The following is a 23820-nucleotide window of genomic DNA, read 5'->3' as shown; positions in this document are numbered from 1 at the left end:
GCGATGAACCTGCCGCAACTGTGCATCCGCCGGCCGGTGATGACCACGCTGCTGATGGCGGCGCTGCTGGTGTTCGGCGTGGTCGCCTACCCGCGGCTGCCGGTGAACGAGCTGCCCAACGTCGACTTCCCCACCATCAGCATCAGCGCCAGCCTGCCCGGCGCCTCGCCGGAGACGATGGCCTCGGCGGTGGCCACCCCGATCGAGGCGCAGCTGTCCACCATCGCCGGCATCAGCTCGATGAGCTCGACCAGCGCGCTGGGCTCCACCTCGATCACGCTGACCTTCGAGCTGGACCGCAACATCGACGCCGCCGCGCAGGACGTGCAGGCGGCGATCTCCGCCGCGCTGCGCCAGCTGCCCAAGGAGATGACCACGCCGCCCACCTTCCGCAAGGTGAACCCGGCGGACGCGCCGATCCTGTACCTGGCGATGCACTCGGCCACGCTGCCGCTCTCGCAGGTGGACAACTACGCCGAGACCGAGCTGGCGCAGCAGCTGTCGATGGTCGATGGCGTGGCGCAGGTGAACGTGTACGGCTCGCAGAAGTACGCGGTGCGCGTCAGCGTCGACCCGGACAAGCTGGCCGCCGCCGGCATCGGCATCGACCAGGTGCAGGCGGCGATCGCCGACGCCAACGTCAACCAGCCCACCGGCACGCTGTACGGCCACCGCCAGCAGCTGGCGATCCGCAACGACGGCCAGCTGCAGCGCGCGGCCGACTACAACGACGTGGTGGTGGCCTACCGCAACGGCGCCACGGTGCGGCTGGGCGACGTGGGCCACGCCGACGACAGCGTGCAGAACGACCAGGTGGCCAGCTGGTACAACGGCGAGCGCGCCATCGTGCTGGCGATCCAGCGCCAGCCCGGCGCCAACACGGTGGAGACGGTGGACCGCATCAGGGCGGTGCTGCCCGGCTTCCAGGCCGGCCTGCCGCCCTCGGTGAAGCTGGACGTGCTGTACGACCGCTCGCAGTCGATCCGCGCCTCGGTGGACGACGTGCAGTTCACCCTGCTGCTGGCCGGCGTGCTGGTGGTGCTGGTGATCTACCTGTTCCTCGGCAACCTCTCGGCCACGCTGATCCCCGCGGTGGCGCTGCCGATCTCGGTGATCGGCACCTTCGGCGTGATGTACGCGCTTGGCTACAGCCTGGACAACCTCTCGCTGCTCGCGCTCACCCTGGCGGTCGGCTTCGTGGTGGACGACGCCATCGTGATGCTGGAGAACATCGTGCGCCACATGGAGGCGGGCGAGTCGCCGTACGACGCCGCGGTGAAGGGCTCCGGCGAGATCGGCTTCACCATCTTCTCGATGACGCTCTCGCTGATCGCGGTGTTCATCCCGGTGATGTTCATGGGCGGCATCGTGGGGCGGCTGTTCCACGAGTTCGCGGTGACCATCAGCGTGGCGATCCTGATCTCCGGCGTCGTCGCCATCACGCTCACGCCGATGCTGTGCAGCCGCTTCGTCAAGGCGCACGACCACGGGAACAGGAACTGGCTGGTCGGCGGCTTCGACCGCGGCTTCGGCGCCGTGCAGCGCGGCTACGCGCGCAGCCTGCGCTGGTGCATGGACCGGCCGCGGCTGGTGCTGGCCGCGTTCGCGCTGAGCCTGGCGGTGACCGCGCTGCTGTTCGTGGTGACGCCCAAGGACTTCATCCCCGCCGGCGACACCGGCCAGCTGCGCGTCACCACCGAGGGGCCGGAGGACGTCTCCTTCGACGCGATGGTGGCGCGCCAGCAGCGCCTGGCCGAGATCGCCGCGCGGGACCCGAACCTGGCCGGCTACATGTCCAGCGTGGGCGCCGGCGGCTCGCGCAGCACGATCAACAACGGCTCGATCCTGCTGCTGCTCAAGCCGGCCGGGCAGCGCCGCCTGGGGCCGGACGGGATCATCCAGGAGCTGCGCCGGAAGTTCGCCCAGGTCGAGGGCGTGCGCACCTACATCCAGAACCCGCCGGCGATCCAGGTCGGCGGGCGGCAGAGCAAGGCGCAGTACCAGTACACGCTGCAGTCGATCGACCTCGACGCGCTGTACGACTGGGCCGGCAAGGTGACCCAGGCCTTCGCCGGGCTGCCCGGCTTCCAGGACGTCACCAACGACCTCGACCTCAACAGCCCCTCGATCGTGGTGCAGGTGGACCGCGACCGCCTGGCGCCGCTGGGCCTGACCATGGCGCAGGTGCAGACCGCGCTGGGCACCGCGTTCGGGCAGAACCAGATCTCCACCATCTACGGCACCTCCACCCAGTACTGGGTGATCATGCAGGTGGAGCGCCCGCTGCAGAACGATCCGGCGGTGCTGTCGCGGCTGTACGTCACCTCGAACACCGGCGCGCTGGTGCCGCTGGACACGGTGGCGCGCTTCGAGCGCAAGCCGCAGGTGCTCACGGTGAACCACCAGGGCCAGCTGCCGGCGGTGACGGTGTCGTTCAACCTGGCGCCGGGCGTGTCGCTGAGCCAGGCGGTGGCGGAGATCGACGGCGCGATGGCGAAGATGGGCCTGCCGGCCACCATCAGCGGCAGCATCCAGGGCACCGCGCAGGCGTTCCAGGACTCGATGCAGGGCATGGGCCTGCTGCTGCTGCTCGCGGTGTTCGTGATCTACCTGGTGCTGGGCATCCTCTACGAGAGCTTCATCCACCCGCTCACCATCCTCTCCGGCCTGCCGGCGGCGGCGGTGGGCGCGCTGCTCACCCTGGTGGTGTTCCGCGCCTCGCTGGACCTGTTCGCCTTCGTCGGCATCGTGATGCTGATCGGCATCGTGAAGAAGAACGCGATCATGATGATCGACTTCGCGCTGGAGCGGCAGCGCGTGGAGGGCATGAAGCCGGCGGCGGCGATCTACGACGCCTGCCTGGTGCGCTTCCGCCCGATCATGATGACCACCATGGCCGCCTTCGCCGGCACGCTGCCGATCGCGCTGGGCCTGGGCGCCGGCGCCGAGACGCGCCGCCCGCTGGGCCTGGCGGTGGTGGGCGGCCTGGTGGTCTCGCAGGTGCTCACCCTGTACCTCACCCCGGTGATCTACGTGTACATGGACCGGCTGCAGCAGCGCTTCGCGCGCCCGTCGCGGACGGGCGGGACGGTGGCCGAAGCGGAGCGCTGACGGCCGGGCCGCATGGGCATCGCGCGGCGCGGCGGGTATGCTGGGCGCGGGTTCCACACGGAGGCACGACCATGCTGACGCTCCGTTCTTCCGCGCTCGCCGCGCTGGCCCTCGTCCTCGCCGCCGGCTGCGCCACGCGCGCGGCCGACGCCGGCGCGCTCGACGACGCGGCGCTGCGCGCCTACGCGGCCAGGCCGTGGGACAAGGCGAAGCTGATGAACACCACCGTGCGGCTCGGCACCCACCACGGCGTGCCGGTGGTGGCCGAGTTCCCCTGTTCGGACGTGTGCCCGCAGTACACGGTGCGGATCATCCACTACGAGCTGCCCGCCGGCGCGGACTGCCGCTCGGCCGGCGGCGTGGAGCAGGCGGTGGGCGTGCCGGTGGCGATCGCGATGATGACCCGCACCTTCTGCTTCCCGAAGGTGCTGGTGGAGGCGAAGCTGCACTACGTGCGCTGAGGCGGGCCGGGGTAGTTGGTGGGGTCCCGCGTGGGCCATGGGGCAATCGCCTCCGGCCACGATGCTCCCCCAAGAGCCACTGCGTGCGGCTCGGTGAGAGCGCCCTCGGCCCGCGAAGCCTCAATCCTCCGCCCCATCCCCCGCGAACGCCCCCGGCGCCGAGCCGAAATCGCCGTCGGCCTGCGCCGCCATGTACGAGAACGCCGCGTACACCGCCACGTTCTGCGCCAGCTCCTTCGGGTCGATCTTGTCCAGCGTGTCGTTGGCGTTGTGGTGCCAGTCGAAGTAGCGCGTGCCGTCCTGGGTCAGGGTGAGCGCGGCCATGCCCTTGGCGTGCATCTGCGACAGGTCCGAGCCGCCGCCGCCGGGACGCCGGGCGTCGTAGGCCACGCCGATAGGTTCGAGCACCCTGGCGATCTGCGCGATCGCGCCGCGCGCCTCCGGCTTCACGCTGGCGCTCATCCGCCATACCGGGCCGGCGCCGAAGTCGGACTCGGTGCCGAGCTGGAACTTCGCCACCTCGCCCGCGTGCTTCTCCGCATAGGCGCGGCCGCCCCACAGGCCCATCTCCTCGTTGGCGAAGGCGATCACGCGGATGGTGCGGTCGGGGCGCTGCGGCAGGTCGCGGATCAGCTTGGCCGCGGCCATCGCGATCGCCACGCCGGCGCCGTCGTCGATCGCGCCGGTGCCCGGGTCCCAGGAGTCGAGATGGCCGCCGATGGCGACCACCTGGTCCGGATGCCTGCGGCCGGTGACCTCGCCGATCACGTTGGCGCCGGTGTACTGGCCGACGATGCCGCAGTCGAGGTCGAGCTTCACCGTGACCGGCTTGCCGTAGGCCAGCACGCGCTCGAGCTGGTCGGCGTCGGGGTTGGACAGCGCCGCGGCGGGGATCGCCTTGGCCGGGTCGCGGAAGCCGGTGACGCCGGTGTGCGGCGTGCGGCTGTCCGGGTCGGTGCCGGCCGAGCGCAGCAGGTAGCCGGCGGCGCCCTTGGACGCGGCGATCGGCGGGCCCATGGTGCGCACCGCCGAACCCATGCCGTAGTCGGCGCCGTCCTTCTTCCGCTGCATGCGGTAGCCGATGTAGACGATCTTGCCCTTCACCCTGGCCGGGTCGGCGGCCTTGAGCGCGTCGAGGCTGTCGAACTTCACCACCTCGGCGGCGAGGCCGCCCCTGGGCGTGCCGGCCGAGTAGCCCAGCGCAGTGAGCACCAGCGGCTGCGGGAACGGCGCCACGATGGCGCCGTGCTCGCCGCGGCGCTGCCACAGCGGATAGGTGACCGGCTCGGTGTAGACCTTGTCGAAGCCCAGCTCCTTGAACTTGGCCACCGCCCAGTCGCGCGCGCGCTGGTCGGCCGGGCCGCCGGCGATGCGCGGGCCCACCTCGGTGGTGAGCGAGGCCACGATGCGGTAGCCGGTGTCGTCCTGCAGCGCCCTGTCGCGCAGCTGTTCGGCCGTCTTTACGGCCGCGGCGGGGATGGTGGTGTCGGCGGCGCTGGCGGCGCCGGCGGCGAGCAGCAGGGCGGCGGCGAGCGGGGCGAGGGGCAGACGGCGCATCGGGGAGACTCCGCGGAGGATGGTCCCCGATTATTCGCGCCGCCCGCGCGGGCCGTCTAGGCCGGAAGTCACGGGTGGCCGGGCGGCCGCGCCGCCCGGCGCGCGGGCGTCACGGCCTGTTCTTGAGCAGGTCGCGGATCTCGGTGAGCAGCACCACGTCGGCCGGCGGCGCGGCCGGCGCGGCCTCCTGCTTGCGGACCAGCCGGTTGATCGCCTTGACCATCAGGAAGATCGCGAAGGCGATGATCACGAACTGGATCACCGTGTTGATGAAGGCGCCGTACTGGATCGACACCTCGGCCACCTTGTGCGCGGGATCGGAATTGTCGGCGGGCTTGAGCACCCACTTCAGCTGCGAGAAGTCGATGCCGCCGGTGAGCCAGCCGATCGGCGGCATGATCACCTGGTCGACCAGCGAGGTAACGATCTTGCCGAAGGCGCCGCCGATCACCACGCCGACGGCGAGGTCGAGCACGTTGCCGCGCATTGCGAATTCCTTGAACTCCTTGAGCATGCTCATGTCGTGGTCTCCTCGATGGGCCGGTAGGGCAGGGCGACTTTAGAGCATTTCGGATGCGGGCGCGTGGCGGGCGGAAGCGCGGGAGTGAGGCGGGAACGCTGGCCCGGGCGCGCGCGGAAGAACGGCCGCCGATGCGGCGGCGGGAAGCGGCCGCCCGCCCGCGCGGCGGCCGGCGTTCAGACGATCCGGCCGTCCAGCGTGGCGATGCCTTCCAGCTCGGCGTGGAAGCGGTCCCCGCGCGCGAGCGCGGCGACGCCGGCCGGGGTGCCGGTGAACACCAGGTCGCCGGCCTTCAGCTCGAACAGCCGCGACAGCGCGGCGAGGATCGCCGGCACGTCGTGGACCATGTCGCCCAGCCGCCCCTGCTGGCGCCGTTCGCCGTTGACGTCGAGGCTGAGCCGGGTGTCGGCGTCCGGCCGCGCCTCGGCCGCCGGGCGCAATGCCGAGACGGGCGCGGAGTGGTCGAAGGCCTTGGCCACGTCCCACGGGTGGTTCTTCGCCTTGGCCTGCGCCTGCAGGTCGCGGCGGGTGAGGTCCAGCCCGACGCCGTAGCCGAACACCAGCGCCGGCGCCTCGGCCGGCGCCAGGTCGCGGCCGCCGCGGCCCAGCGCCACCACCATCTCCACCTCGTGGTGCAGCTCGGCGGTGGCCTGCGGGTAGGGCACGTCGGCGCCGTCGGCCACCACCGCGTCGGCGGGCTTGCAGAAGAACAGCGGCGTCTCCCTGTCCACCGCCGCGCCCATCTCGCGGGCGTGCTCGGCGTAGTTGCGGCCGATGCAGAAGATGCGGCGGACCGGGAAGCGCAGCCCGCTGCCGACGACCGGCAGGCTCGGCGGAACGGGAGGGTCGATGACGTAGCGCATGGCCCAACCCTAGCAAAAACCGGCGGCCCGGCGCGACGCGGCCGGGGCGGCGGACATGGCGTGCGGCGGCGCGGTCAGCGATGCGGGCGGAACAGGAGGTCGAACGCCGGCGTCCAGGTCCTGCCGCCGTCGCGCGACTGCTCGGCCGTCTCGCGCACGCCGTCGCCCTGCGGCTTCCACGCCGCGCGCACCCGCACCACGCCGCCGGCGTCGCTGCTCGGCCCCTGCAGCACGATGCCGCCGTCGGCCTGCCGCGTGCCCTCCAGCACCGCCAGCTCGCCCCGGTTGGTGACCCAGCTCTGGTGCCAGACCCTGCGCGCCTCGTCGTAGGTGGTGAAGCTCTCGCCGACATAGCCGTCCGCGCGGCGGTAGACCTCGCGCCGCGCGCAACCGTCCAGCATGCGGGTGACGTGGTTGCGCGCGGCCGGCGGCTTGCCCGGCTCGCCCACGCGGTAGGCGTCCCAGTCGCCCAGCCAGAAGTCGAACTGGCGGTGCGCCGGGGCGCTGCAGGCGGCGGGCTTGTCCGTCGCGCCGGCGGCGTGCGTAGGCGCGGCGGCGACGGACAACAGCGTGGCGAGGACGGCGGCGGGAAGATGCCTGGGCATGGAAGCGCTCCACGACGACGTGGGGAGGAAGCCGGAGGGCCTGCGGCGCCACCTTGGCACGACGATGCCCCGACCGCAACGCGATCCGCGGTCGCGCCGGCCGGAGGTGACATCTGTCATCGACGACGATTGATAGGCGCCGGTGGCCGCGCGGAGCGCAGGCCCGTACCATCGGCCGCATCCTGGGGACGATGGGGACGACGGTGAGCAACGCCGATCTGCTGAAGGAACTGCGCATCGAGCGCCACCAGCGCGAGGACCACGGCGGCGGCGGGCCCGCGCGCTGGCCGTGGATCGCCGGCGCGGCGCTGCTGTTGCTCGCCCTGCTGGCGGCCGGGGCCTGGTGGCTGTCCGGCCAGCGTCCGCTCGAAGTGCGCACGGCGGTGGCGGTCTCGCCCGCGAAGGACGCCGGCGCCGGCGCGGTGCTGCAGGCCACCGGCTACGTCACCGCGCGCCGGCAGGCCACGGTGTCGGCGCAGATCACCGGCACGCTCACCGAGGTGCTGATCGAGGAGGGCGACCGCGTCAAGGCCGGCCAGGTGCTGGCGCGGCTGGAGGACAGCGCCTACCGCGCCAACCTGGACGCGGCCAAGGCCAGCGCGCGGGCCGCGCAGGCGCAGGTCGTGCAGCTGCAGGCCCAGCTCGCGCAGGCGCGGGCCGACGCGCGCCGCGAGGACGCGCTGGTCGCGCGCGGGCTGGTGTCCCGGCAGGCCGCCGAGCAGGCGCGCACCGCGGTCGCCAGCTATGCCGCCCAGCTCGAGGCGCAGCGGCGCGCCGCCGAGGCCGCGCAGGCACAGGTGGCGCAGGCGCAGGTCAACTTCGACTACACCGTGGTGCGCGCGCCGTTCGACGGCGTGGTCACCGACAAGGCCGCGCAGGTCGGCGAGATCGTCTCGCCGCTGTCGGCCGGCGGCGGCTTCACCCGCACCGGCGTGGGCACCATCGTCGACATGGACTCGCTGGAGGTGGACGTGGACGTCAACGAGGCCTACATCGGCCGCGTGAAGCCGGACATGCCCGCCGAGGCCGTGCTCGACGCCTACCCGGACTGGAAGATCCCCGCGCACGTGATCGCCATCGTGCCCGCCGCCGACCGCGGCAAGGCCACGGTGAAGGTGCGCGTGGCGCTGGAGCGGAAGGACGCGCGCATCGTGCCGGACATGGGCGTGCGCGTGTCCTTCCTGGAGCAGAAGCTGGACGCCGCCGCCGCGCAGGCGCCGGCGGGCGCGCTGGTGCCGGCCGCGGCGATCGCGCGGCGCGACGGTCATGGCGTGGTGTTCGTGGTGGAGGGCGAGCGCGTGCGCCAGCGCGCGGTGCAGCCCGTGGACTTTGGCGAGATGAAGCGCCTGCCGACCGGGGTGAATCCCGGCGACAGCGTGGTGCTGGACCCGCCCGCCGAACTGCGTGACGGCTCGGCGGTGCGCGTGGCGCAGCCGAAGGCGCAATGAGACATCCGCGACCGCCGCGCCGCGGCGGTCCTTAAGACGAGGACGAAGGCATGAACACGCTGATCGAGATCCGCGACCTGTCCAAGGTGTACGAGCGCGGCAGGCAGAAGGTGGAAGTGCTGCACCACATCAACCTGGACATCGCCCAGGGCGACTTCCTCGCCCTGATGGGGCCGTCCGGCTCGGGCAAGACCACCCTGCTCAACCTGATCGGCGGGCTGGACACGCCCACCGGCGGCAGCATCGGCGTGGCCGGCCAGCGGCTGGACCAGATGGGCGCCGGGGCGCTGGCCCGCTGGCGCGCGTCGCACGTCGGCTTCGTGTTCCAGTTCTACAACCTGATGCCGATGCTCTCGGCGCAGCGCAACGTGGAGCTGCCGCTGCTGCTCACCAAGCTCTCCGCCGCGCAGCGGAAGAAGAACGCGACGATCGCGCTGCAGCTGGTGGGCCTGGCCGACCGCGCCTCGCACAAGCCCGGCGAGCTCTCCGGCGGCCAGCAGCAGCGCGTGGCGATCGCCCGCGCGATCGTCTCCGACCCGACCCTGCTGGTGTGCGACGAGCCCACCGGCGACCTCGACCGCCAGTCCGCCGAGGAGGTGCTGGGCCTGCTGCGCACGCTCAACCGCGAGCACGGCAAGACCATCGTGATGGTCACCCACGACCCCAAGGCGGCCGAGTACGCCAACCACACGCTGCACCTGGACAAGGGCACCCTGGTCGAGCAGGCCGCCGCATGAACGCCGCCGCCCATCCTCCCTCTTCTCCCCTCCGGGGAGAGGGCCGGGGCGAGGGGCCGCACTGGCGGCCACGCGGCGCCCATGCGCGTTCCACCCATGCGCCTGGGCAAGCCCCGTCCCCTCATCCGGCCCTTTGGGCCGCCTTCTCCCCGGCGGGGAGAAGGAATCATGCCGTGGAGCTTCTGCCATGAAATACCTCCACCTGATCTGGGCCGCGCTGTTCCGGCGCAAGGCCCGCACCATCCTCACGCTCGTCTCTATCGTCGCCGCGTTCCTGCTGTTCGGCATGCTCGACGCGGTGCGCACCTCCTTCGACCAGGCCGGGCAGAGCGCCAACGGCGCGCAGCGCCTGCAGACCGGCTCGAGGCTGTCCTTCATCCAGACCCTGCCGCAGTCGCTGGAGGCGCAGATCGCGCAGGTGCCGGGCGTGAAGATGGTCACCTACGCCAACTGGTTCGGCGGCGCCTACCAGGACCCGCACAACCAGGTCTTCAGCTTCGCGGTGGAACCCAACTACATCGACCTCTACCCGGAGATCGAGGTGAGCCCCGCCGAGCGCAAGGCCTTCGACGAGACCCGCACCGGCGCGCTGGTGGGCGAAAAGCTGGCCCAGCGCTTCCACTGGAAGGTGGGCGACAAGATCCCGATGCAGTCGACCATCTTCCCCAACCGCGAGGGCAGCAAGAACTGGACCTTCGACATCGTCGGCATCATGCACTCGAAGGACAAGAAGGCGGGCGGCTTCTACGACCAGATGTTCCTGCTGCACTGGAAGTACTTCGACGAGACCACGCCCTACAACCGCGGCCAGGTGGGCTGGTACGTCACCCGCGTCGCCGACGTGAACCAGGCCGACCGCGTGGCCAGGGCGATCGACGCGATCTCGGCCAATTCCGACCACGAGACCCGCACGCAGACCGAGCAGGCCGCGACCGCCAGCTGGATGAAGCAGCTGGCCGACATCGGCCTCATCGTGGGCTCGATCATGGGCGCGGTGTTCTTCACCCTGGTGCTCCTGTCGGGCAACACCATGATGCAGGCGGTGCGCGAGCGCACCAGCGAGCTGGCCGTGCTCAAGACCATCGGCTTCTCCAGCGCCAGCGTGCTGGCGATGGTGCTGGCCGAGTCGGTGCTGCTGCTCCTGCTCGGCGGGCTGATCGGCCTGGGGCTGGCGGCGCTGATCATCCCCGCGGTGAGCGCGGGCAGCGGCGGCATGCTGAACCTGCCGGGCGTGGGCGCCGGCAGCTGGCTGCTGGGCCTGCTGCTGATGGTGGCGATCGGCCTGCTGGTCGGCGCCCTGCCGGCGCTGCGGGCGATGCGCCTGAACATCGTCGATGCGCTCGCCGGGCGCTGAGGAGAACGACATGGCTGCATTGATCAACATCCTGCTGTTGCTGCTGGTCGTCGTCGTGCTGGCGCTGTGGGTCGCCGCGCCGTGGTGGCTCGCGCTGGCGGTCGCCGCGCTCTTCGCCGCCTGGATGCTGCTGACGCGGCGCGGGCGCCAGGCCGCCTCGGTGACCGGCGTGGGCATCAGCACGCTGCGCCAGCGCCTGGGCTCGTCCGCGGTGATCGTGGTCGGCATCGCCGGCGTGGTCGGCGTGCTGGTGGCGCTGCTGGCGATGGCCGACGGCTACAGCGAGACGCTGCGCAAGACCGGCAGCGCCGACACCGCCATCGTGATGCGCGGCTCGTCCGCGTCGGAAGTGATGTCGGTGCTCGAGCGCGACAGCGTGACGCTGATCCCGCAGGCGCCCGGCATCGCCAAGGACGCCCAGGGGCGGCCGATCGCCTCGCCCGAGCTGGTGGTGGCGGCCAACCTGCCGGTCCGCGGCGGCGCGCCGGACGAGGAGAGCAGCGTGCAGCTGCGCGGCGTGGGCGAGCAGGCCTGGGCGGTGCGCCCCAACGTGAAGATCGTCAAGGGGCGCAATTTCCGGCCGGGCATGCGCGAGCTGATCGTCGGCGCCGGCGCCGAGCGCCAGTTCGCGGGCGTCGAGCCGGGCGACGAGGTCAGGCTCGGCAACCAGCAGTGGAAGGTGGTCGGCGTGTTCGCCTCCGGCGACGCGATGGACTCGGAGATCTGGGCCGACGCCAACGTGGTGGCGGACACCTACCGGCGCGGCGGCAGCCGTGCCTCGGTCACGGTGAAGCTGGCCGACCCGAAGGCCTACGAGTCGTTCAAGGCGGGCCTGGAATCCAACCCGCAGCTCAAGGTGGACGTGGACACCACGCTCGACTACTTCAGCAAGCAGTCGGAGGGCATGGCCAAGGTGATCCGCATCATGGGCATCACCGTCGGCATCATCATGGCGATCGGCGCGATGTTCGGCGCGCTCAACACCATGTTCGCGGCCGTCGCCGCGCGCGCCCGCGAGATCGCCACGTTGCGCGCCATCGGCTTCCGCGGGCTGCCGGTGGTGGTCGCCGTGATGCTGGAGACGATGCTGCTGGCGCTCGTCGGCGGCCTGCTCGGCGGGCTGCTCGCGTGGCTGGTCTTCAACGGCTACAGCGCTTCCACGCTGGCCTCGGGCACCGTCGGCAAGCTGAGCTTCGAGCTGAAGGTCTCGCCCGCGCTGCTGTGGACCGGCCTGAAGTGGGCGCTGGCGATCGGCTTCATCGGCGGCCTGTTCCCCGCCGTGCGCGCCGCGCGCCTGCCGGTGACCACCGCCCTGCGCGAGCTGTGACCCTGAACTCCTCTCCCGCCGGGAGAGGGGCTGGGGTGAGGGTCCGGCAGTGCAGTGGCGCCTCGCGCGGCCGTACCCCGAAAGCCCCTCTCCCACTGGGAGAGGGGTTGGGGGTGAGGGTTCGGCCTTGCGGGTTCGGCCTTGCGGAAACGTCACGCTCCGCCCGTACCCTCACCCGGCAGCCGCCACCCTCTCCCGAAGGGAGAGGGATGCACCCATGGGGTGCTCCGGCTCAGGGCATCACCGGCGGCACGTACTGCAGGGTGAGCCCGAGCAGCCACAGCAGGCCGAGCACCAGCGGCACGTGCACCAGCAACTGGATGAAGGTGTAGCCCACCACGTCGCGCGCCTTCAGCCCCAGCACGCCCAAGAGCGGCAGCATCCAGAACGGGTTGATCAGGTTGGGCAGCGCCTCGGCGGCGTTGTACACCTGCACCGCCCAGCCCAGGTGCACGTGCAGGTCGTTGGCCGCCTGCATCACGTAGGGCGCCTCCACCAGCCACTTGCCGCCGCCGGAGGGCACGAAGAAGCCGAGGATCGCCGAGTAGGCGCCCATCACCGCCGGGAAGCTGTCGGTGGAGGCGATGCGCACGAACAGCTGCGACAGGTGGTGCGCCAGCGTCTCGCCGCCGGCGCCGGGCGCGTGGGTGAGCAGCGCGGCGATGCCGCCGTACAGCGGGAACTGGATCAGCACGCCCGCCGTGCTCGGCACCGCGCGCGCCACCGCGTTGAGGAAGCTGCGCGGCCGCCAGTGCAGCAGCAGGCCCACGGTGAGGAACAGGAAGTTGTAGGTGTTGAGGTCGGCCACCACCGTGGTCGCCGGCTTGCCGGCGAACTGCCAGCCCAGCCAGCCCAGGCCGAGCAGGCCGATCAGCACCGACAGCAGCGGGCTGTATTCCAGCCATTCGCCGGGCCGCGTGCGCGGCGGCAGGGCGGGCGTCGAGCCGTCCTCGGCCACGCCGAAGTCCTGCGCGGTGCGCGCGTTGGCGTCGGAAGGCGCGGTGAACCAGCAGATCAGCAGCGAGACCACGATCAGCGCCGCGGTCAGCGCGATCGACTGCCACAGGAAGATCGTCTCGGTGAACGGCAGCACGCCGGTGATGTTCAGCAGCCCCGGCGGCATGCTCCTGGGGTTGGCCTGCAACTGCGCGGCGGAGGAGGACAGGCCCATCGCCCACACCGCGCCGAGGCCCAGGTAGGCGGCCGCGGCGGCGGCACGGTAGTCCATGCGCAGGTCGGCGCGGCGCGCCAGCGCGCGCACCAGCAGGCCGCCGAACACCAGCGAGAAGCCCCACGACAGCAGCGAGGCCAGCATGCTGACCAGGCCCACGTAGCACACCGCGCCGCGCCCGCTGCGCGGCGCGCGCGCCAGCAGCTCGATGAAGCGCGCCACCGCCGGCGCGGTGGCCACCACGTAGCCGCCGATCACCACGAAGGCCATCTGCATGGTGAAGGGGATCAGGCTCCAGAAGCCGTCGCCGAACGCGCCCACCGCGACCTTGGGCGTGGCGCCGAAGGCCAGCGCGGCGACCGCCACGATCACCACGCCCAGCGCGGCGAACACCCAGGCGTCGGGAAACCAGCGTTCGGACCAGGCCGCGCTGCGCAGGGCCGCGCGGGCCAGCACGCCTTCTTTCGCTGCGTTCATCGCAATGCCCCCGGTGACGGAACCGTGGCATGTTGGCGCGCGCCGCGCCGCGCGGGCAAGCCGACCAAGGTCGAAGCGGCCACCCCGCTCGATCTGCCACCGGCACGCCATGACGCACCGCCTTGCTCCCTCTCCCCTTCAGGGAGAGGGCTGGGGTGAGGGGCCGCTCTTGCGACAAGGCGCGCATGGGCGAATCATCTCCGGTGAGAGGTTGCCGCGAGCCCCACCCCTCACCTCGGTCCTCTCCCCGGAGGGGAGAGGAAGAAAGACGCCCACCGATCCGGGCACACGGCCCTCGCCGTCGCGGCAACCTGTCAACTAACCGCCGCGTTGCCGCGCAAGCGTGATCACCCCCACGCCGAGCAGGATCACCGCCATGCCGGCCAGGTCGTAAGGGCCGACGTGCTCGCCCGCCAGCAGCACGCCGAACAGCACCGCCACCGGCGGGTTGACGTAGGCGTAGCTGGTGGCCAGCGCCGGCCGGGCGTGCCTGAGCACGTAGAGGTAGGCGCTGAAGGCGACCAGCGAGCCGAACACCGCCAGGTAGGCCAGCGCCAGGTTGGCGTGCAGGCTGGGATGCGCGGGCAGCCGCTCGCCGCCGGCGAAGCCCGCGACGAGCAGCGCGAGGCTGGCGCACAGCATCTGCGCCGCGGTGTTCATCGGCCCGGCGGGCATGTCCTGGCGCTTGCTCCACACCGAGCCGAACGCCCAGCTCGCCGCCGCCACCAGCAGCGCGACCGCGCCCAGGCGCGAGCCGGCCAGGCCGCTGCCCAGGTTCAGCACCACCACGCCGGCGAAGCCGATCAGCAGGCCCAGCGTCTCGCGCCGGGTCGACCAGTGGCCGTACAGGCCGGAGAACAGCGCGGCGAACAGCGGCATGCTGGCCACCGCCACCGCGGCGATGCCCGAGCTCACCCGCTGCTCGGCGTAGCACACCAGGCCGTTGCCGAAGCCGAGCAGCAGCACGCCGGTGACCGCGGCGTTGCGCCACTGCCGCCGCGTCGGAGCCGCCACGCCGCGCCAGCGCAGGAAGCCGTACAGCGCCACGCCCGCGCACAGGAAGCGCACGCCGGCGAGCAGGAACGGCGGCCAGCTTTCCAGCGCGATGCGGATGCCGAGGTAGGTCGAGCCCCAGATCACGTACAGCGCGAACAGCGACAGCGGCACCAGCGTGCGCGGCTCGGCGAAGGACGGGGAAGGCGCCGCCCGGGCGGCGCCGGCAGTCGAATCGTTCATGGGGATGCTTGCCGTGGGGAAACGCCGGCCGCGCGGCCGGGCGCCATAGGCTACTTCGCGCCGCGCGCGGGCGGTAGCGCGCCCCGTGCAAGGCAGCCTTGAACGCCGCTCAACGCGGGTCGCGCGGCGCGCCGTCCCCGCGCTGCCCGGCGCGCGCGCGCCGTTCCTGCGCCAGCAGCTCGCGCTTGCGCTCCACGCCCCAGCGCCAGCCGCCGGGCGAGCCGTCCTCGCGCACCACGCGGTGGCAGGGCACGATCAGCGCCAGGCGGTTGCTGCCGCAGGCGTTGCCGATCGCGCGCGCGGCCCTGGGGCTGCCGATCTCGGCGGCGAGCTCGCCGTAGCTGCGCGTCTCGCCGGCGGGAATCCGCGTGAGCGCGTTCCACACGCGCCACTGGAAAGCCGTGGCGGCCACGTCCAGCGGCGGCAGCGCGGGCGCGGCGGCGTCGCTCCAGCCGAGCTCGCTGGCGATGCGCGCGATCACCGCGTCCAGCCATTCCTCGCGGCCGGCGTCCACGCGCTCGCGCGTGGCGCGCGGGAATTCCTCGGCCAGGCGGCGCTCCAGTTCCGCGTCGTCCTTGCCCAGCGTCACCGCGCAGATGCCGCGGCGGGTGGCCGCCACCAGCAGGCGGCCCAGCGGCGTGCCGGTGGTGGTGTAGCGGATGTCCGCGCCGGCGCCGCCGGCGCGGTAGCTGGCCGGGGTCATGCCGAGCAGGCGGTCGCTGTGCTCGTAGACGCGGCTGCCGGAGCCGAAGCCGGCCCCGTACACCGCGGCGGTCACCGGCGCGCCCCCGCGCAGCGCGGCCTTGAACTGGCCGAAGCGGCGCGCGCGGTGGTACTCGGCCGGGCTCATGCCGAAGCGGCGGCGGAAGCTGCGCTGCAGGTGGCTGGGGCTCAGCGACACCGCCGCGGCGAGCTGCTCCAGGCTGGGCGCGGTCTCGGCCTCGTCGAGCAGCTGGCGGGCGCGTTCGAGCCGGTGCATGGCGGGAGCGATACGGGCGTTCATGGCGAGGTCCACGAAGAGGATGCCGGCAGCCTAGGACCCCGCCGCCGTGACGGCCATCCGTATCTTGCGCGTGCGCCGCCGCTGCGGCGCGGGGGGATTCAGCGGGCCCGGCCCTGGCTGATCACCACGAACTCGCCGTCCAGCACCTGCGGGCGCTGACCGCCGCGCGGCGCCGGCCGCGCCACCGTGCGCGCACGGCGCCACTGGCGCAGCGCCAGCAGCAGGCCGCCACCGACCAGCAGCACGCCCGCCACCACCAGCCCGCAGACCAGCAGCACGGCGACCACGGCCATGCCGACCAGCAGCGACAGCGCGCGCACCAGCGGATGGCGATGACGGGGCAGGGCGGGCAGGACGAAGCGCATGTTAAAAATCCGTGTGGTAAAATCAAGGACTTACGTGCGCAACAATGGGCCCTTTCGGCCCGCGAGACAAGTGCCGATGGATAGCCCCGCCGCCCGCCCGCTGTGCCGCCTCGACGACCTGGTCGACGGCGAGGCCACTGCGCTCGACGCCCTGCTGCCGGACGGCGAGGAATCGCTGATCGTGCTGCGCCAGGGCGACGCCGTCCGCGCCTGGCTCAACATCTGCCCGCACGCCGGCCGGCGGCTCGACTGGGCGCCGGGCAAGTTCCTGATCAGCCGCGGCACCCTGGTCTGCGCCGCGCACGGCGCCAGCTTCCGCACCGACGACGGCGAATGCGTCGGCGGCCCCTGCCGCGGCGACCGCCTGCGCGCGGTGCCGCTGTCGGTGGAAAACGGCGAGGTGCGCCTGGCGACGGAGCCGGCCGCGCGGCTCAGTGGTACAGCAGGTTGATTCCGATCAGCGTGACCACCAGCACCGCCAGCGTCAGCGGCAGGCCCACGCGCAGGAAGTCGCGGCCGCGGTAGCCGCCGGGGCCGGTCACCATCATCAGGGCGGGGTGGCCGGAGCTGAGCAGGAAGGTGTTGGAGGAGGACACCGCCACCACCAGCGCGTAGGCCGACGGGTTGCCGCCGGTGGCGACCGCCACGCTGATGGCGATGGGCACCATCATCACCGTGGCGCCCACGTTGGACATCACCTGCGAGAACAGCAGGGTCAGCACCGCCAGCGCCAGCTGCAGGATCCAGTGCGAGGCGTGGCCGAGGTGCTGCAGCACTTCCTGCGCCAGCCAGGCGGCGGCGCCGGTGGCGTCCATCGACCAGCCCAGCGGGATCAGGCAGGCGGTGACGAAGATGGTCTTCCAGTTGATCGCCTCGTAGGCCTCGTCCATGTTCAGCACGCCGGTGAGCAGCATGCCGATGGCGCCGGTCATCATCGCCACCGAGAGGTCGAGGTTGGTGAACAGCGCCAGGCCCTTGGCCAGCAGGAAGAAGCCGACCGCCTGCCAGATCTTGTTGGGACGCTGCTCCTCGCGCGGGATGTCGGTGACCACGACGAGGTCCTTGTCCTCGGCGGCCAGCGAGAGGTCGCGCCAGCTGGAATGCAGCACCAGGGTGTCGCCGGCGCGCAGGCTCACCGAGCGCACGTCCTCGCGCAGCACCTTGTCGCCGCGGTGCACGGCCAGCACCGAGATGCCGTAGCGCTTGCGCAGGCGCAGGTCGCTCAGGGTCTGCTTGATGAAGCGCGAGCTGGGCGGGATCACCGCCTCGGAGATGCCGGCGCGGCTGGGGTTGAACAGCTCGCCCAGCTGGCGCATGCGCGGCGACACGCGGCACAGCTGGTTGTTGGCGAACTGCGCCACCTGCTCGCGCGGGCCCAGCACGCCCAGCACCGAGCCGACCCAGATCACCTGGTCCGCCGGCGGCGCCATGCGCGCGTCGTTGCCGCTCTTGATCGCCAGGATCAGCGGCGCGCCGTGCAGCTGCTCCACCTCGCCGATGCTCATGCCGACCAGCGGGCTCTCCGCGGTCACGGTCAGCTCGGCGGTCTCGCCGACGATGCCGTAGGTGTCGGCGAAGTAGCTCTCGGTGCGGCCGGGCGTCACCTTCAGGCGCTCGTCCTCGCGCTCGGGCAGCAGCTTCTTGCCGAACAGGTAGAAGAACAGCACGCCGAGCACCGCCAGCGCCAGGCCCACCGGCGTCACGCTGAACAGGCCGAACTTGGGGATGGTGTGCGCGCCGGGCGGCAGGTTGGCGTTGGCGCTGGCGATCAGGTCGTTGAGGACGATCAGCGGCGAGTTGGCGATCAGCGTGGTGTTGGTGGCGGTGAGGATGCAGAACGCCATCGGCAGCAGCAGCCGCGACAGCGGCACGCCGGTGCGCGCGGACAGGCGGCTGGTCACCGGGATCATCAGCGCGGCCAGCGCCTGGCTGGGGATCACCGCGCTGAACAGGCTGGTGACCGAGTTGATCACCACGCCCAGGCGCGACTCCACGCCGCGCGCCATGCGCATCACGAAGTTGGCGGTGAGGGCGAGCACGCCGGCGCGGTCGAGCCCCGCGCCCATGATCATGATCGCGATGATCGCGATCACCGCGTTGCCGGCGAAGCCGTTGAACACGCGGTCGGAGGGGATCAGGCCGGTGAGGCCGATCACCACCACCACCAGCAGGGCCACCATGTCGGCGCGGATCCACTCCAGCACCAGCATCAGCATGGTGAAGCCCACCAGCCCCAGCACCAGGATCATTTCGGGGGTGAGCGACAGGCCCACTAGCGCGCGTCCCCTGGCCGGGCGTCGTGGCGACGGAGGTGGATGGGCCGTGGAAGCTTCACGCGCTGGATGACTCGTCCCTGCTTGCCGGAAGTATAGGCGGATCGCGCGGCGGGCTGGTGAACCGGAGCGTCATCGCCGGGATGGGCGGATGACGCTTTTGGGCCGTCCATCGTTCCTTGGTCGGCGCGTGGAAAGCCGTCGGTTCATGGGTTGCCTGGCGAGCCGTCCAGGCGGATGGTCCGTGGCATCCGGAGGGATTACCGCTTGTGCGGGAGCGATCGCGAGGTTGGCCCCTCACCCCGACCCTCTCCCCGGAGGGGAGAGGGAGAGACTCGTGCCGGTGGGGATTGCAGCGGCAATTGCGTGCCGCAGTTCCTTCGATAAGGGTCGATCAATAGGGGCCGCGCTATCGAGCCGGAACGAACGGCATCGCCGGCTTGATCCCTCTCCAGAGGGCAGGGTGAGGGGGCGGGTGTGCGGCAGGCGCTCGTTCTTGCCGGGCTTGCTTTCGGACCCGGCGGCAGCGTTGGGCGGTAAGAGCAGGAGGGCAGCGCCGGACGAGCTCGCCAGGTTGGCCCCACGCCCCGGAAGGGAGAGTACGTTCGGCGGATCAGCGGCGGTGGTAGAGCAGGTCCCACACGCCGTGGCCGAGCTTCAGGCCGCGGCGCTCGAAGTGGGTCTCGATGCGCCACGCCGGCTTCTCGGCGTACTGGCCGGGGCCGACGGCGTTGCGCCAGCCGGGCGCGGCCTCCATCACCTCCAGCATGTGCTCGGCGTAGGGCTGCCAGTCGGTGGCCAGGTGCAACAGGCCGTCGGGGGCCACGCGCGAGGCGAGCAGGGCGACGAAATCGGGCTGGATGATGCGGCGCTTGTTGTGGCGCTTCTTGTGCCACGGGTCGGGGAACCAGATGCGCGCCTCGGCCAGCGCGCCGGGCGGGATCTCGTGTTCCAGCACCTCCACCGCGTCGTGCTTGTAGAGGCGCACGTTGGCGGCGTCGCGCGCGGCCAGCGCGTTCATCAGCCGGCCCACGCCGGGGCCGTGCACCTCGACGCCGAGGTAGTCGCGTCCGGGATCGTGCTCGCTGGCCCAGGCCAGCGCCTCGCCGTTGCCGAAGCCGATCTCCAGCACCAGCGGCGCGCGCCGGCCGAAGCGCGCGGCGTAGTCCTGCGGCGTGCCGGTGTAGTCGATGCCGAAGCGCGCCCAGTGCGCGTCGAAGGCGCGCTGCTGCGCCGGCGTCATGCGGCCCTCGCGCAGCACGAAGCTGCGGATGCGGCGCAGGTGTCTGGGTGGGGCGTGGTCGGTCATGGACGGGAGCGTATCAAGTGAATCCCTCTCCCGCCGGGGGAGGGTGCCGGCAGAGCCTGCCCCGGACTCGATCCGGGGCGGGTGAGGGTGCGGGCGGAGCGGATGGGCGCCTGTCTGCGCGGGAGGCCGATGTCGCGCCTCGATCGGACCCTCACCCGGCCCCTCTCCCGGCGGGAGAGGGGAGAAAAGGAAAACCGGCTCAGCCGATGGTGCCGTCGAGCGGGCTGGACGCCGAGGCGTAGCGCTTGCGCGGGATGCGCCCGGCCTTGAAGGCGGCGCGGCCGGCCTCGACCGCCAGCTTCATCGCGTGCGCCATCAGCACCGGGTCGCGCGCGCCGGCGATCGCGGTGTTCATCAGCACGCCGTCGCAGCCAAGCTCCATCGCGATCGCCGCGTCGGAGGCGGTGCCCACGCCGGCGTCGACGATCACCGGCACCTTGGCGTTCTCCACGATCTCCAGCAGGTTGTACCTGTTCTGTATCCCTAAGCCCGAGCCGATCGGCGCGGCCAGCGGCATCACCGCCACGCAGCCGATCTCCTCCAGCCGCCGGGCGAGGATCGGGTCGTCGCTGGTGTAGACCATCACGTCGAAGCCGTCGGCGACCAGTTGCTCGGCGGCCTTCAGCGTCTCCACCACGTCGGGGAACAGGGTCTTCTCGTCGCCCAGCACTTCCAGCTTCACCAGCGCGTGGCCGTCCAGCAGCTCGCGCGCGAGGCGGCAGGTGCGCACGGCGTCGGCGGCGTTGTAGCAGCCGGCGGTGTTGGGCAGCAGGGTGAACTCGTGCGGCGGCAGCGCGTCGAGCAGGCTGGGCGCGCCGGCGTCCTGGCCGATGTTCACGCGGCGGATCGCCACCGTGACGATCTGCGCGCCGGCGGCCAGGGTGGCGCGGCGGGTCTCGTCGAAGTCCTTGTACTTGCCGGTGCCGGTGAGCAGGCGCGAGCCGTAGCTGCGGCCGGCGATGACGAGCGGGTCGAGGGGAGCGAGCTTGGGGTCGTTCATGGGAATCCTGCTGGGGGAACGGCGCGGCGGCGGAAACGGGAGCGCTCAGCCGCCGCCGATCGCGTGGACGATCTCCACCCGGTCGCCTTCGGCCAGCGGGTGCTGCTCGTGCCGGCTGCGCGGGACGATCTCCTGGTTCACCTCCACCGCCACGCGGCGGCCGGCGTAGCCGGCCTGCGTCAGCAACTGGGCGACGGTGGTGGACGCCGCCACGTCGAGCGGGCGGCCGTTGAGCGTGATCTGCATGGCGCCATTGTAGCGTGCCCCCGCCGGGACGGTCGGCGCGCCGTGCGCGCTCGCCCGTCCGGCGGGGCGGACTCAAGGATGCCGATGGTCGTCGTTCCTGCCGTGCGGGGCGGCGGTGGCGTGCGGATGGTCGCCGTTCCCGCCGCCGTGCTCGCGCGCCGCGGGCGCGGCGTGCGGTTCGGGCGGCCGGTAGGACGGCATCGGCCGCGGCGCCTCGCGCGGCGGCGCGAAGCCGCGGCTCTCGCTGCGCGGCGCGGCGCGCTCGGACGATGGCGCGCGCTCGAGGCGCGGTCCAGGCGGCGAGCGGAATTCCCTCGGCGCCGTTTCACGCGCCGGCGCCGGCCGCTCGAAGCGCGGCGGGGTCGGCAGCGTGGCGGGCGATCCGCCCGCCCGCTCGCGCGGCCGCGCTTCCGCCGGGGGCAGGCGCTGGAGGCGCGGCGGTTGCGGCAGCGTGCGGTCCGGCGCGGCGCGCGGCGTCGCATCCGGGCGCGGCGCGGCGGGCTGTGTCGCAGGCGCGCGGTCGTGCTCGAACGGCGGGCGGTGGGCGAAGTGCGCCGAGGGCAGCTCGCCGGGGCGCGGGGTGGACGGTTCGCCGCGGAAGGAAGGAGCCGCCGCCGGCGCCCGCATGTCCGGCGGGCGTGGCGTCGCCGCGGTCGCGCGCGGGGCGGCGGCCGCGGGCGATGGCGGGGCGCGGTGGTCGCCGAGCAGGCGCACGTTCGTCGGCCGTTCGGCCCGCACCGCGCCCGCGGGCGCGTGGCCGGCCGCCGCGATGCGGGAAGCCGGGTCGTGGCGCGCGACCACTTCGCGGCGGAAGTCCGCGGCCGGCGGCCGGCCGGGGCCGCGCGCCGCCGGGTTGCCCGCGCGGGTCGGGGGCAGGCCGTTGCCGCGCGCCAGCACCGGCGCCACGCCGAGCTGGCGGCCGTCGACCGGCAGCAGGTGGCGCTGCACGCGCTGCGCGTCGGCGAAGTGCTGGCCGGCCACCGCGGTGAAGCCGCGCGGCGCCTGGCGGTTCGCGTAGCGCGCGTTCGGCGGCACGGCGCCGGCGCGGTAGTAGCGGTAGTGCTCGTCGATGCGCGCCATCTCGCGGGCGCGTTCATTGCCGCGCCAGCGCAGGTTGCTCGCGTTGACCCGCGCGTAGTAGCCATGGCTGGCGCGGTACCAGGGGTTGTAGATCTCGCCGGGGCCGAGCGGGAACCAGCCCACCGGGGCGCCGTGGCGGATGCCGGCCGACGCGCTCCAGCGCCCGCCGCCGACGAAGGCCACCAGCGCCGGCGCGTAGACCGGGCGCACGCCGCGCGGGCCGGGGATCCAGCACCAGCCGCGCGGGCGGTACACCCAGCGGCCGTAGTGATACGGCGCGAAGCCCCACGGCAGGTCGTCCACCCAGGTCCAGCCCCAGGGGCCGATCCAGGCCCAGTGGCCGTAGCGGTACGGCGCCCAGTCCGCCGCCGTCACGGCGGGATACCAGACCTCGCCGTACTCGTCGTCGGCCTGCCAGCTGCCGTACTGGTCGAGGTCCTGGTAGCCGACCACGTCCTCGTCCACGTACCGGGTGGCGGTCGCGGCGGCGTAGCGGCGGTCGCGGTCGGCGCTCCACTGGTCGAACTCGTCGCCGCCGGCCAGGTCCTCCACGGTCACGCGGGCCAGCGCGGAGTCGTCGAAGCGGTAGCTGCGGCCGGCAACGATGTCCCGCTGCGCGTCGTTCTCGCCGTAGACGGTGGCGTTGCCGGCCAGCACGCCCACGGTGGTGGCGCCGCTGTCGCGGTCCACGTCCACGCGGAACGTGCCGGGCCGGTCCACCACCAGCGCCACGGTGGGAGTGTCGATCTCGTAGCTCTCGCCCGGGTCCAGCGAGCGCACCGAGAGGCTGAGCGCGCCCCGGGTCAGCTCGACCTGGGCCAGGTGGTCGCCCAGGTCGAGCAGGCCGAGGTCGGTGCCGCCGGCGAGGCGCAGCGCGCCGCCGTCCAGCTCCAGCTCGGCGCGCGCGCCGGGCGTGGTGGAGAGCTTGTCGCCGCCGGTCAGCGGCCGGTTGAGCACGGCGTCGTTCCAGTCCTGCGCGCCGGCGGGCAGCAGGGCCACGTCGCCGGCCAGGTAGGACAGGCGCGCGACGCGGTCGGGCGGATCGGCCGCCGCGTCGTCCGCGCCCGCGGGCGCGGACTGCGCGTGCGCCAGCGTCGCGCAGGCGCACAGCAGCAGCGGCAACGCCAGCCGCCAGCCGGCGGCGAGCATGCGCGGGACGGGGCGGAGTCTGGACATGGGGTTCCTCGCGGCGTGATGGGCGACGGTTGCCGGGAGCGGAGAACGGTCCCGGTTCCCGGCAGGATGACCTGCGTCGCATTATTGGCACGCGCCCCGTTCATCGGCGGTGCGGCGGACGCCCGCACCCGCGGGCGGTTCAGCTGACCGCCATGCGCGGTTCATCCGGCGTTCGGCGGCGGGTGATTCCCAAGCCGCCGCAGCGCGGGTTACCATCGTCCGGCGATGCGGGTGTAGCTCAATGGTAGAGCTGTAGCTTCCCAAGCTACTGACGAGGGTTCGATTCCCTTCACCCGCTCCACTTCAACTTTCCATGGTGTTCCAGGGACGTCCATGGAGTGTTGCAAGTCATTGTCACGGTTCGATTTTTTAAGAATCTTCGATCCAGTGACGTCCAGCGAAATCCACTGACAGCCGGTCAAAACCGGTACATTAGGTGGTACATCGCAATGCGGAGCTTCCCAGTTCCGCATTGTTGCTGGGGGAGCCGGGGCCCGATGG

The 23820-nt window shown here is 72.4% G+C and carries 20 protein-coding genes and 1 tRNA gene; 8 read left to right on the top strand and 13 right to left on the bottom strand.

What is annotated here, in order from left to right:
* Window positions 1–3: 3 nt before the first annotated feature.
* Together C7456_RS14395 and C7456_RS14390 are read left to right on the top strand one after the other, a co-directional pair.
* Window positions 4–3111 carry an efflux RND transporter permease subunit gene (locus tag C7456_RS14395; protein ID WP_109724499.1) on the top strand — a complete coding sequence of 1036 codons (3108 nt, stop codon included), beginning with the start codon at window positions 4–6 and terminating at the stop codon, window positions 3109–3111.
* Window positions 3112–3182: 71 nt separating this feature from the next.
* Window positions 3183–3572 carry a hypothetical protein gene (locus C7456_RS14390; protein WP_109724498.1) on the top strand — a complete coding sequence of 130 codons (390 nt, stop codon included), beginning with the start codon at window positions 3183–3185 and terminating at the stop codon, window positions 3570–3572.
* Between the two features lie 120 nt (window positions 3573–3692).
* Here the strand turns inward: C7456_RS14390 and C7456_RS14385 are convergent, their stop codons facing one another.
* From C7456_RS14385 to C7456_RS14370, 4 genes are all read right to left on the bottom strand, one after another.
* Window positions 3693–5129: a M20/M25/M40 family metallo-hydrolase gene (locus tag C7456_RS14385; protein WP_109724497.1), complete on the bottom strand. Its 1437-nt coding sequence runs from the start codon at window positions 5127–5129 to the stop codon at window positions 3693–3695.
* 109 nt (window positions 5130–5238) lie between these two features.
* The gene (gene mscL, locus C7456_RS14380; protein ID WP_109724496.1) at window positions 5239–5649 is read right to left on the bottom strand and encodes a large-conductance mechanosensitive channel protein MscL; all 411 of its coding nucleotides are present in this window, start codon (window positions 5647–5649) and stop codon (window positions 5239–5241) included.
* A gap of 176 nt (window positions 5650–5825) precedes the next feature.
* On the bottom strand, window positions 5826–6512 hold the full coding sequence (locus C7456_RS14375; RefSeq protein WP_109724495.1) for a fumarylacetoacetate hydrolase family protein: 687 nt from the start codon (window positions 6510–6512) through the stop codon (window positions 5826–5828).
* Between the two features lie 74 nt (window positions 6513–6586).
* The gene (locus C7456_RS14370) at window positions 6587–7117 is read right to left on the bottom strand and encodes a hypothetical protein (protein ID WP_139942949.1); all 531 of its coding nucleotides are present in this window, start codon (window positions 7115–7117) and stop codon (window positions 6587–6589) included.
* 203 nt (window positions 7118–7320) lie between these two features.
* On the opposite strand from C7456_RS14370, the gene C7456_RS14365 reads away from it, so the two are divergent.
* The 4 genes from C7456_RS14365 (at window position 7321) to C7456_RS14350 (ending at window position 11983) form a co-directional block, all read left to right on the top strand.
* Window positions 7321–8565, top strand: a complete 1245-nt coding sequence (locus C7456_RS14365) for an efflux RND transporter periplasmic adaptor subunit (RefSeq protein ID WP_109724493.1) — start codon at window positions 7321–7323, stop codon at window positions 8563–8565.
* 50 nt (window positions 8566–8615) lie between these two features.
* Complete coding sequence (locus C7456_RS14360; RefSeq protein WP_109724492.1) at window positions 8616–9302, top strand: ABC transporter ATP-binding protein; 687 nt, start codon at window positions 8616–8618, stop codon at window positions 9300–9302.
* A gap of 187 nt (window positions 9303–9489) precedes the next feature.
* Entirely contained in the window at window positions 9490–10656 is a 1167-nt protein-coding gene (locus C7456_RS14355) for an ABC transporter permease (protein WP_109724491.1), read from the top strand.
* A 10-nt stretch (window positions 10657–10666) separates the two neighbouring features.
* Complete coding sequence (locus C7456_RS14350) at window positions 10667–11983, top strand: ABC transporter permease (RefSeq protein WP_109724532.1); 1317 nt, start codon at window positions 10667–10669, stop codon at window positions 11981–11983.
* A 232-nt stretch (window positions 11984–12215) separates the two neighbouring features.
* Here C7456_RS14350 and C7456_RS14345 read toward each other — a convergent pair whose 3' ends face one another.
* From C7456_RS14345 to C7456_RS14330, 4 genes are all read right to left on the bottom strand, one after another.
* On the bottom strand, window positions 12216–13631 hold the full coding sequence (locus tag C7456_RS14345; protein ID WP_211306332.1) for a short-chain fatty acid transporter: 1416 nt from the start codon (window positions 13629–13631) through the stop codon (window positions 12216–12218).
* A 318-nt stretch (window positions 13632–13949) separates the two neighbouring features.
* The gene (gene yedA, locus C7456_RS14340; protein ID WP_109724490.1) at window positions 13950–14867 is read right to left on the bottom strand and encodes a drug/metabolite exporter YedA; all 918 of its coding nucleotides are present in this window, start codon (window positions 14865–14867) and stop codon (window positions 13950–13952) included.
* A 109-nt stretch (window positions 14868–14976) separates the two neighbouring features.
* Entirely contained in the window at window positions 14977–15870 is an 894-nt protein-coding gene (locus C7456_RS14335) for a methylated-DNA--[protein]-cysteine S-methyltransferase (protein WP_109724489.1), read from the bottom strand.
* A 98-nt stretch (window positions 15871–15968) separates the two neighbouring features.
* The gene (locus C7456_RS14330) at window positions 15969–16235 is read right to left on the bottom strand and encodes a hypothetical protein (protein WP_109724488.1); all 267 of its coding nucleotides are present in this window, start codon (window positions 16233–16235) and stop codon (window positions 15969–15971) included.
* Between the two features lie 76 nt (window positions 16236–16311).
* On the opposite strand from C7456_RS14330, the gene C7456_RS14325 reads away from it, so the two are divergent.
* Complete coding sequence (locus tag C7456_RS14325) at window positions 16312–16686, top strand: Rieske (2Fe-2S) protein (RefSeq protein ID WP_109724487.1); 375 nt, start codon at window positions 16312–16314, stop codon at window positions 16684–16686.
* Here the strand turns inward: C7456_RS14325 and C7456_RS14320 are convergent.
* The 5 genes from C7456_RS14320 to C7456_RS14300 form a co-directional block, all read right to left on the bottom strand.
* Complete coding sequence (locus tag C7456_RS14320) at window positions 16667–18484, bottom strand: SLC13 family permease (RefSeq protein ID WP_109724486.1); 1818 nt, start codon at window positions 18482–18484, stop codon at window positions 16667–16669. The genes C7456_RS14325 and C7456_RS14320 overlap by 20 nt on opposite strands.
* 637 nt (window positions 18485–19121) lie before the next feature.
* Window positions 19122–19817, bottom strand: coding sequence for a tRNA (guanosine(46)-N7)-methyltransferase TrmB (gene trmB, locus C7456_RS14315; protein ID WP_109724485.1), 696 nt, complete (start codon window positions 19815–19817; stop codon window positions 19122–19124).
* A 199-nt stretch (window positions 19818–20016) separates the two neighbouring features.
* Window positions 20017–20817, bottom strand: a complete 801-nt coding sequence (locus C7456_RS14310; RefSeq protein WP_109724484.1) for a thiazole synthase — start codon at window positions 20815–20817, stop codon at window positions 20017–20019.
* Between the two features lie 45 nt (window positions 20818–20862).
* The gene (thiS, locus tag C7456_RS14305; RefSeq protein ID WP_109724483.1) at window positions 20863–21063 is read right to left on the bottom strand and encodes a sulfur carrier protein ThiS; all 201 of its coding nucleotides are present in this window, start codon (window positions 21061–21063) and stop codon (window positions 20863–20865) included.
* Window positions 21064–21135: 72 nt separating this feature from the next.
* The gene (locus C7456_RS14300; RefSeq protein WP_109724482.1) at window positions 21136–23319 is read right to left on the bottom strand and encodes a FecR family protein; all 2184 of its coding nucleotides are present in this window, start codon (window positions 23317–23319) and stop codon (window positions 21136–21138) included.
* Between the two features lie 227 nt (window positions 23320–23546).
* On the opposite strand from C7456_RS14300, the gene C7456_RS14295 reads away from it, so the two are divergent.
* A tRNA-Gly gene (locus C7456_RS14295) sits at window positions 23547–23620 on the top strand.
* Window positions 23621–23820 lie beyond the last annotated feature (200 nt).

The organism is Fulvimonas soli (assembly GCF_003148905.1).
Lineage (GTDB): Bacteria > Pseudomonadota > Gammaproteobacteria > Xanthomonadales > Rhodanobacteraceae > Fulvimonas > Fulvimonas soli.
This window is presented reverse-complemented; position numbering and strand designations above follow the sequence as displayed.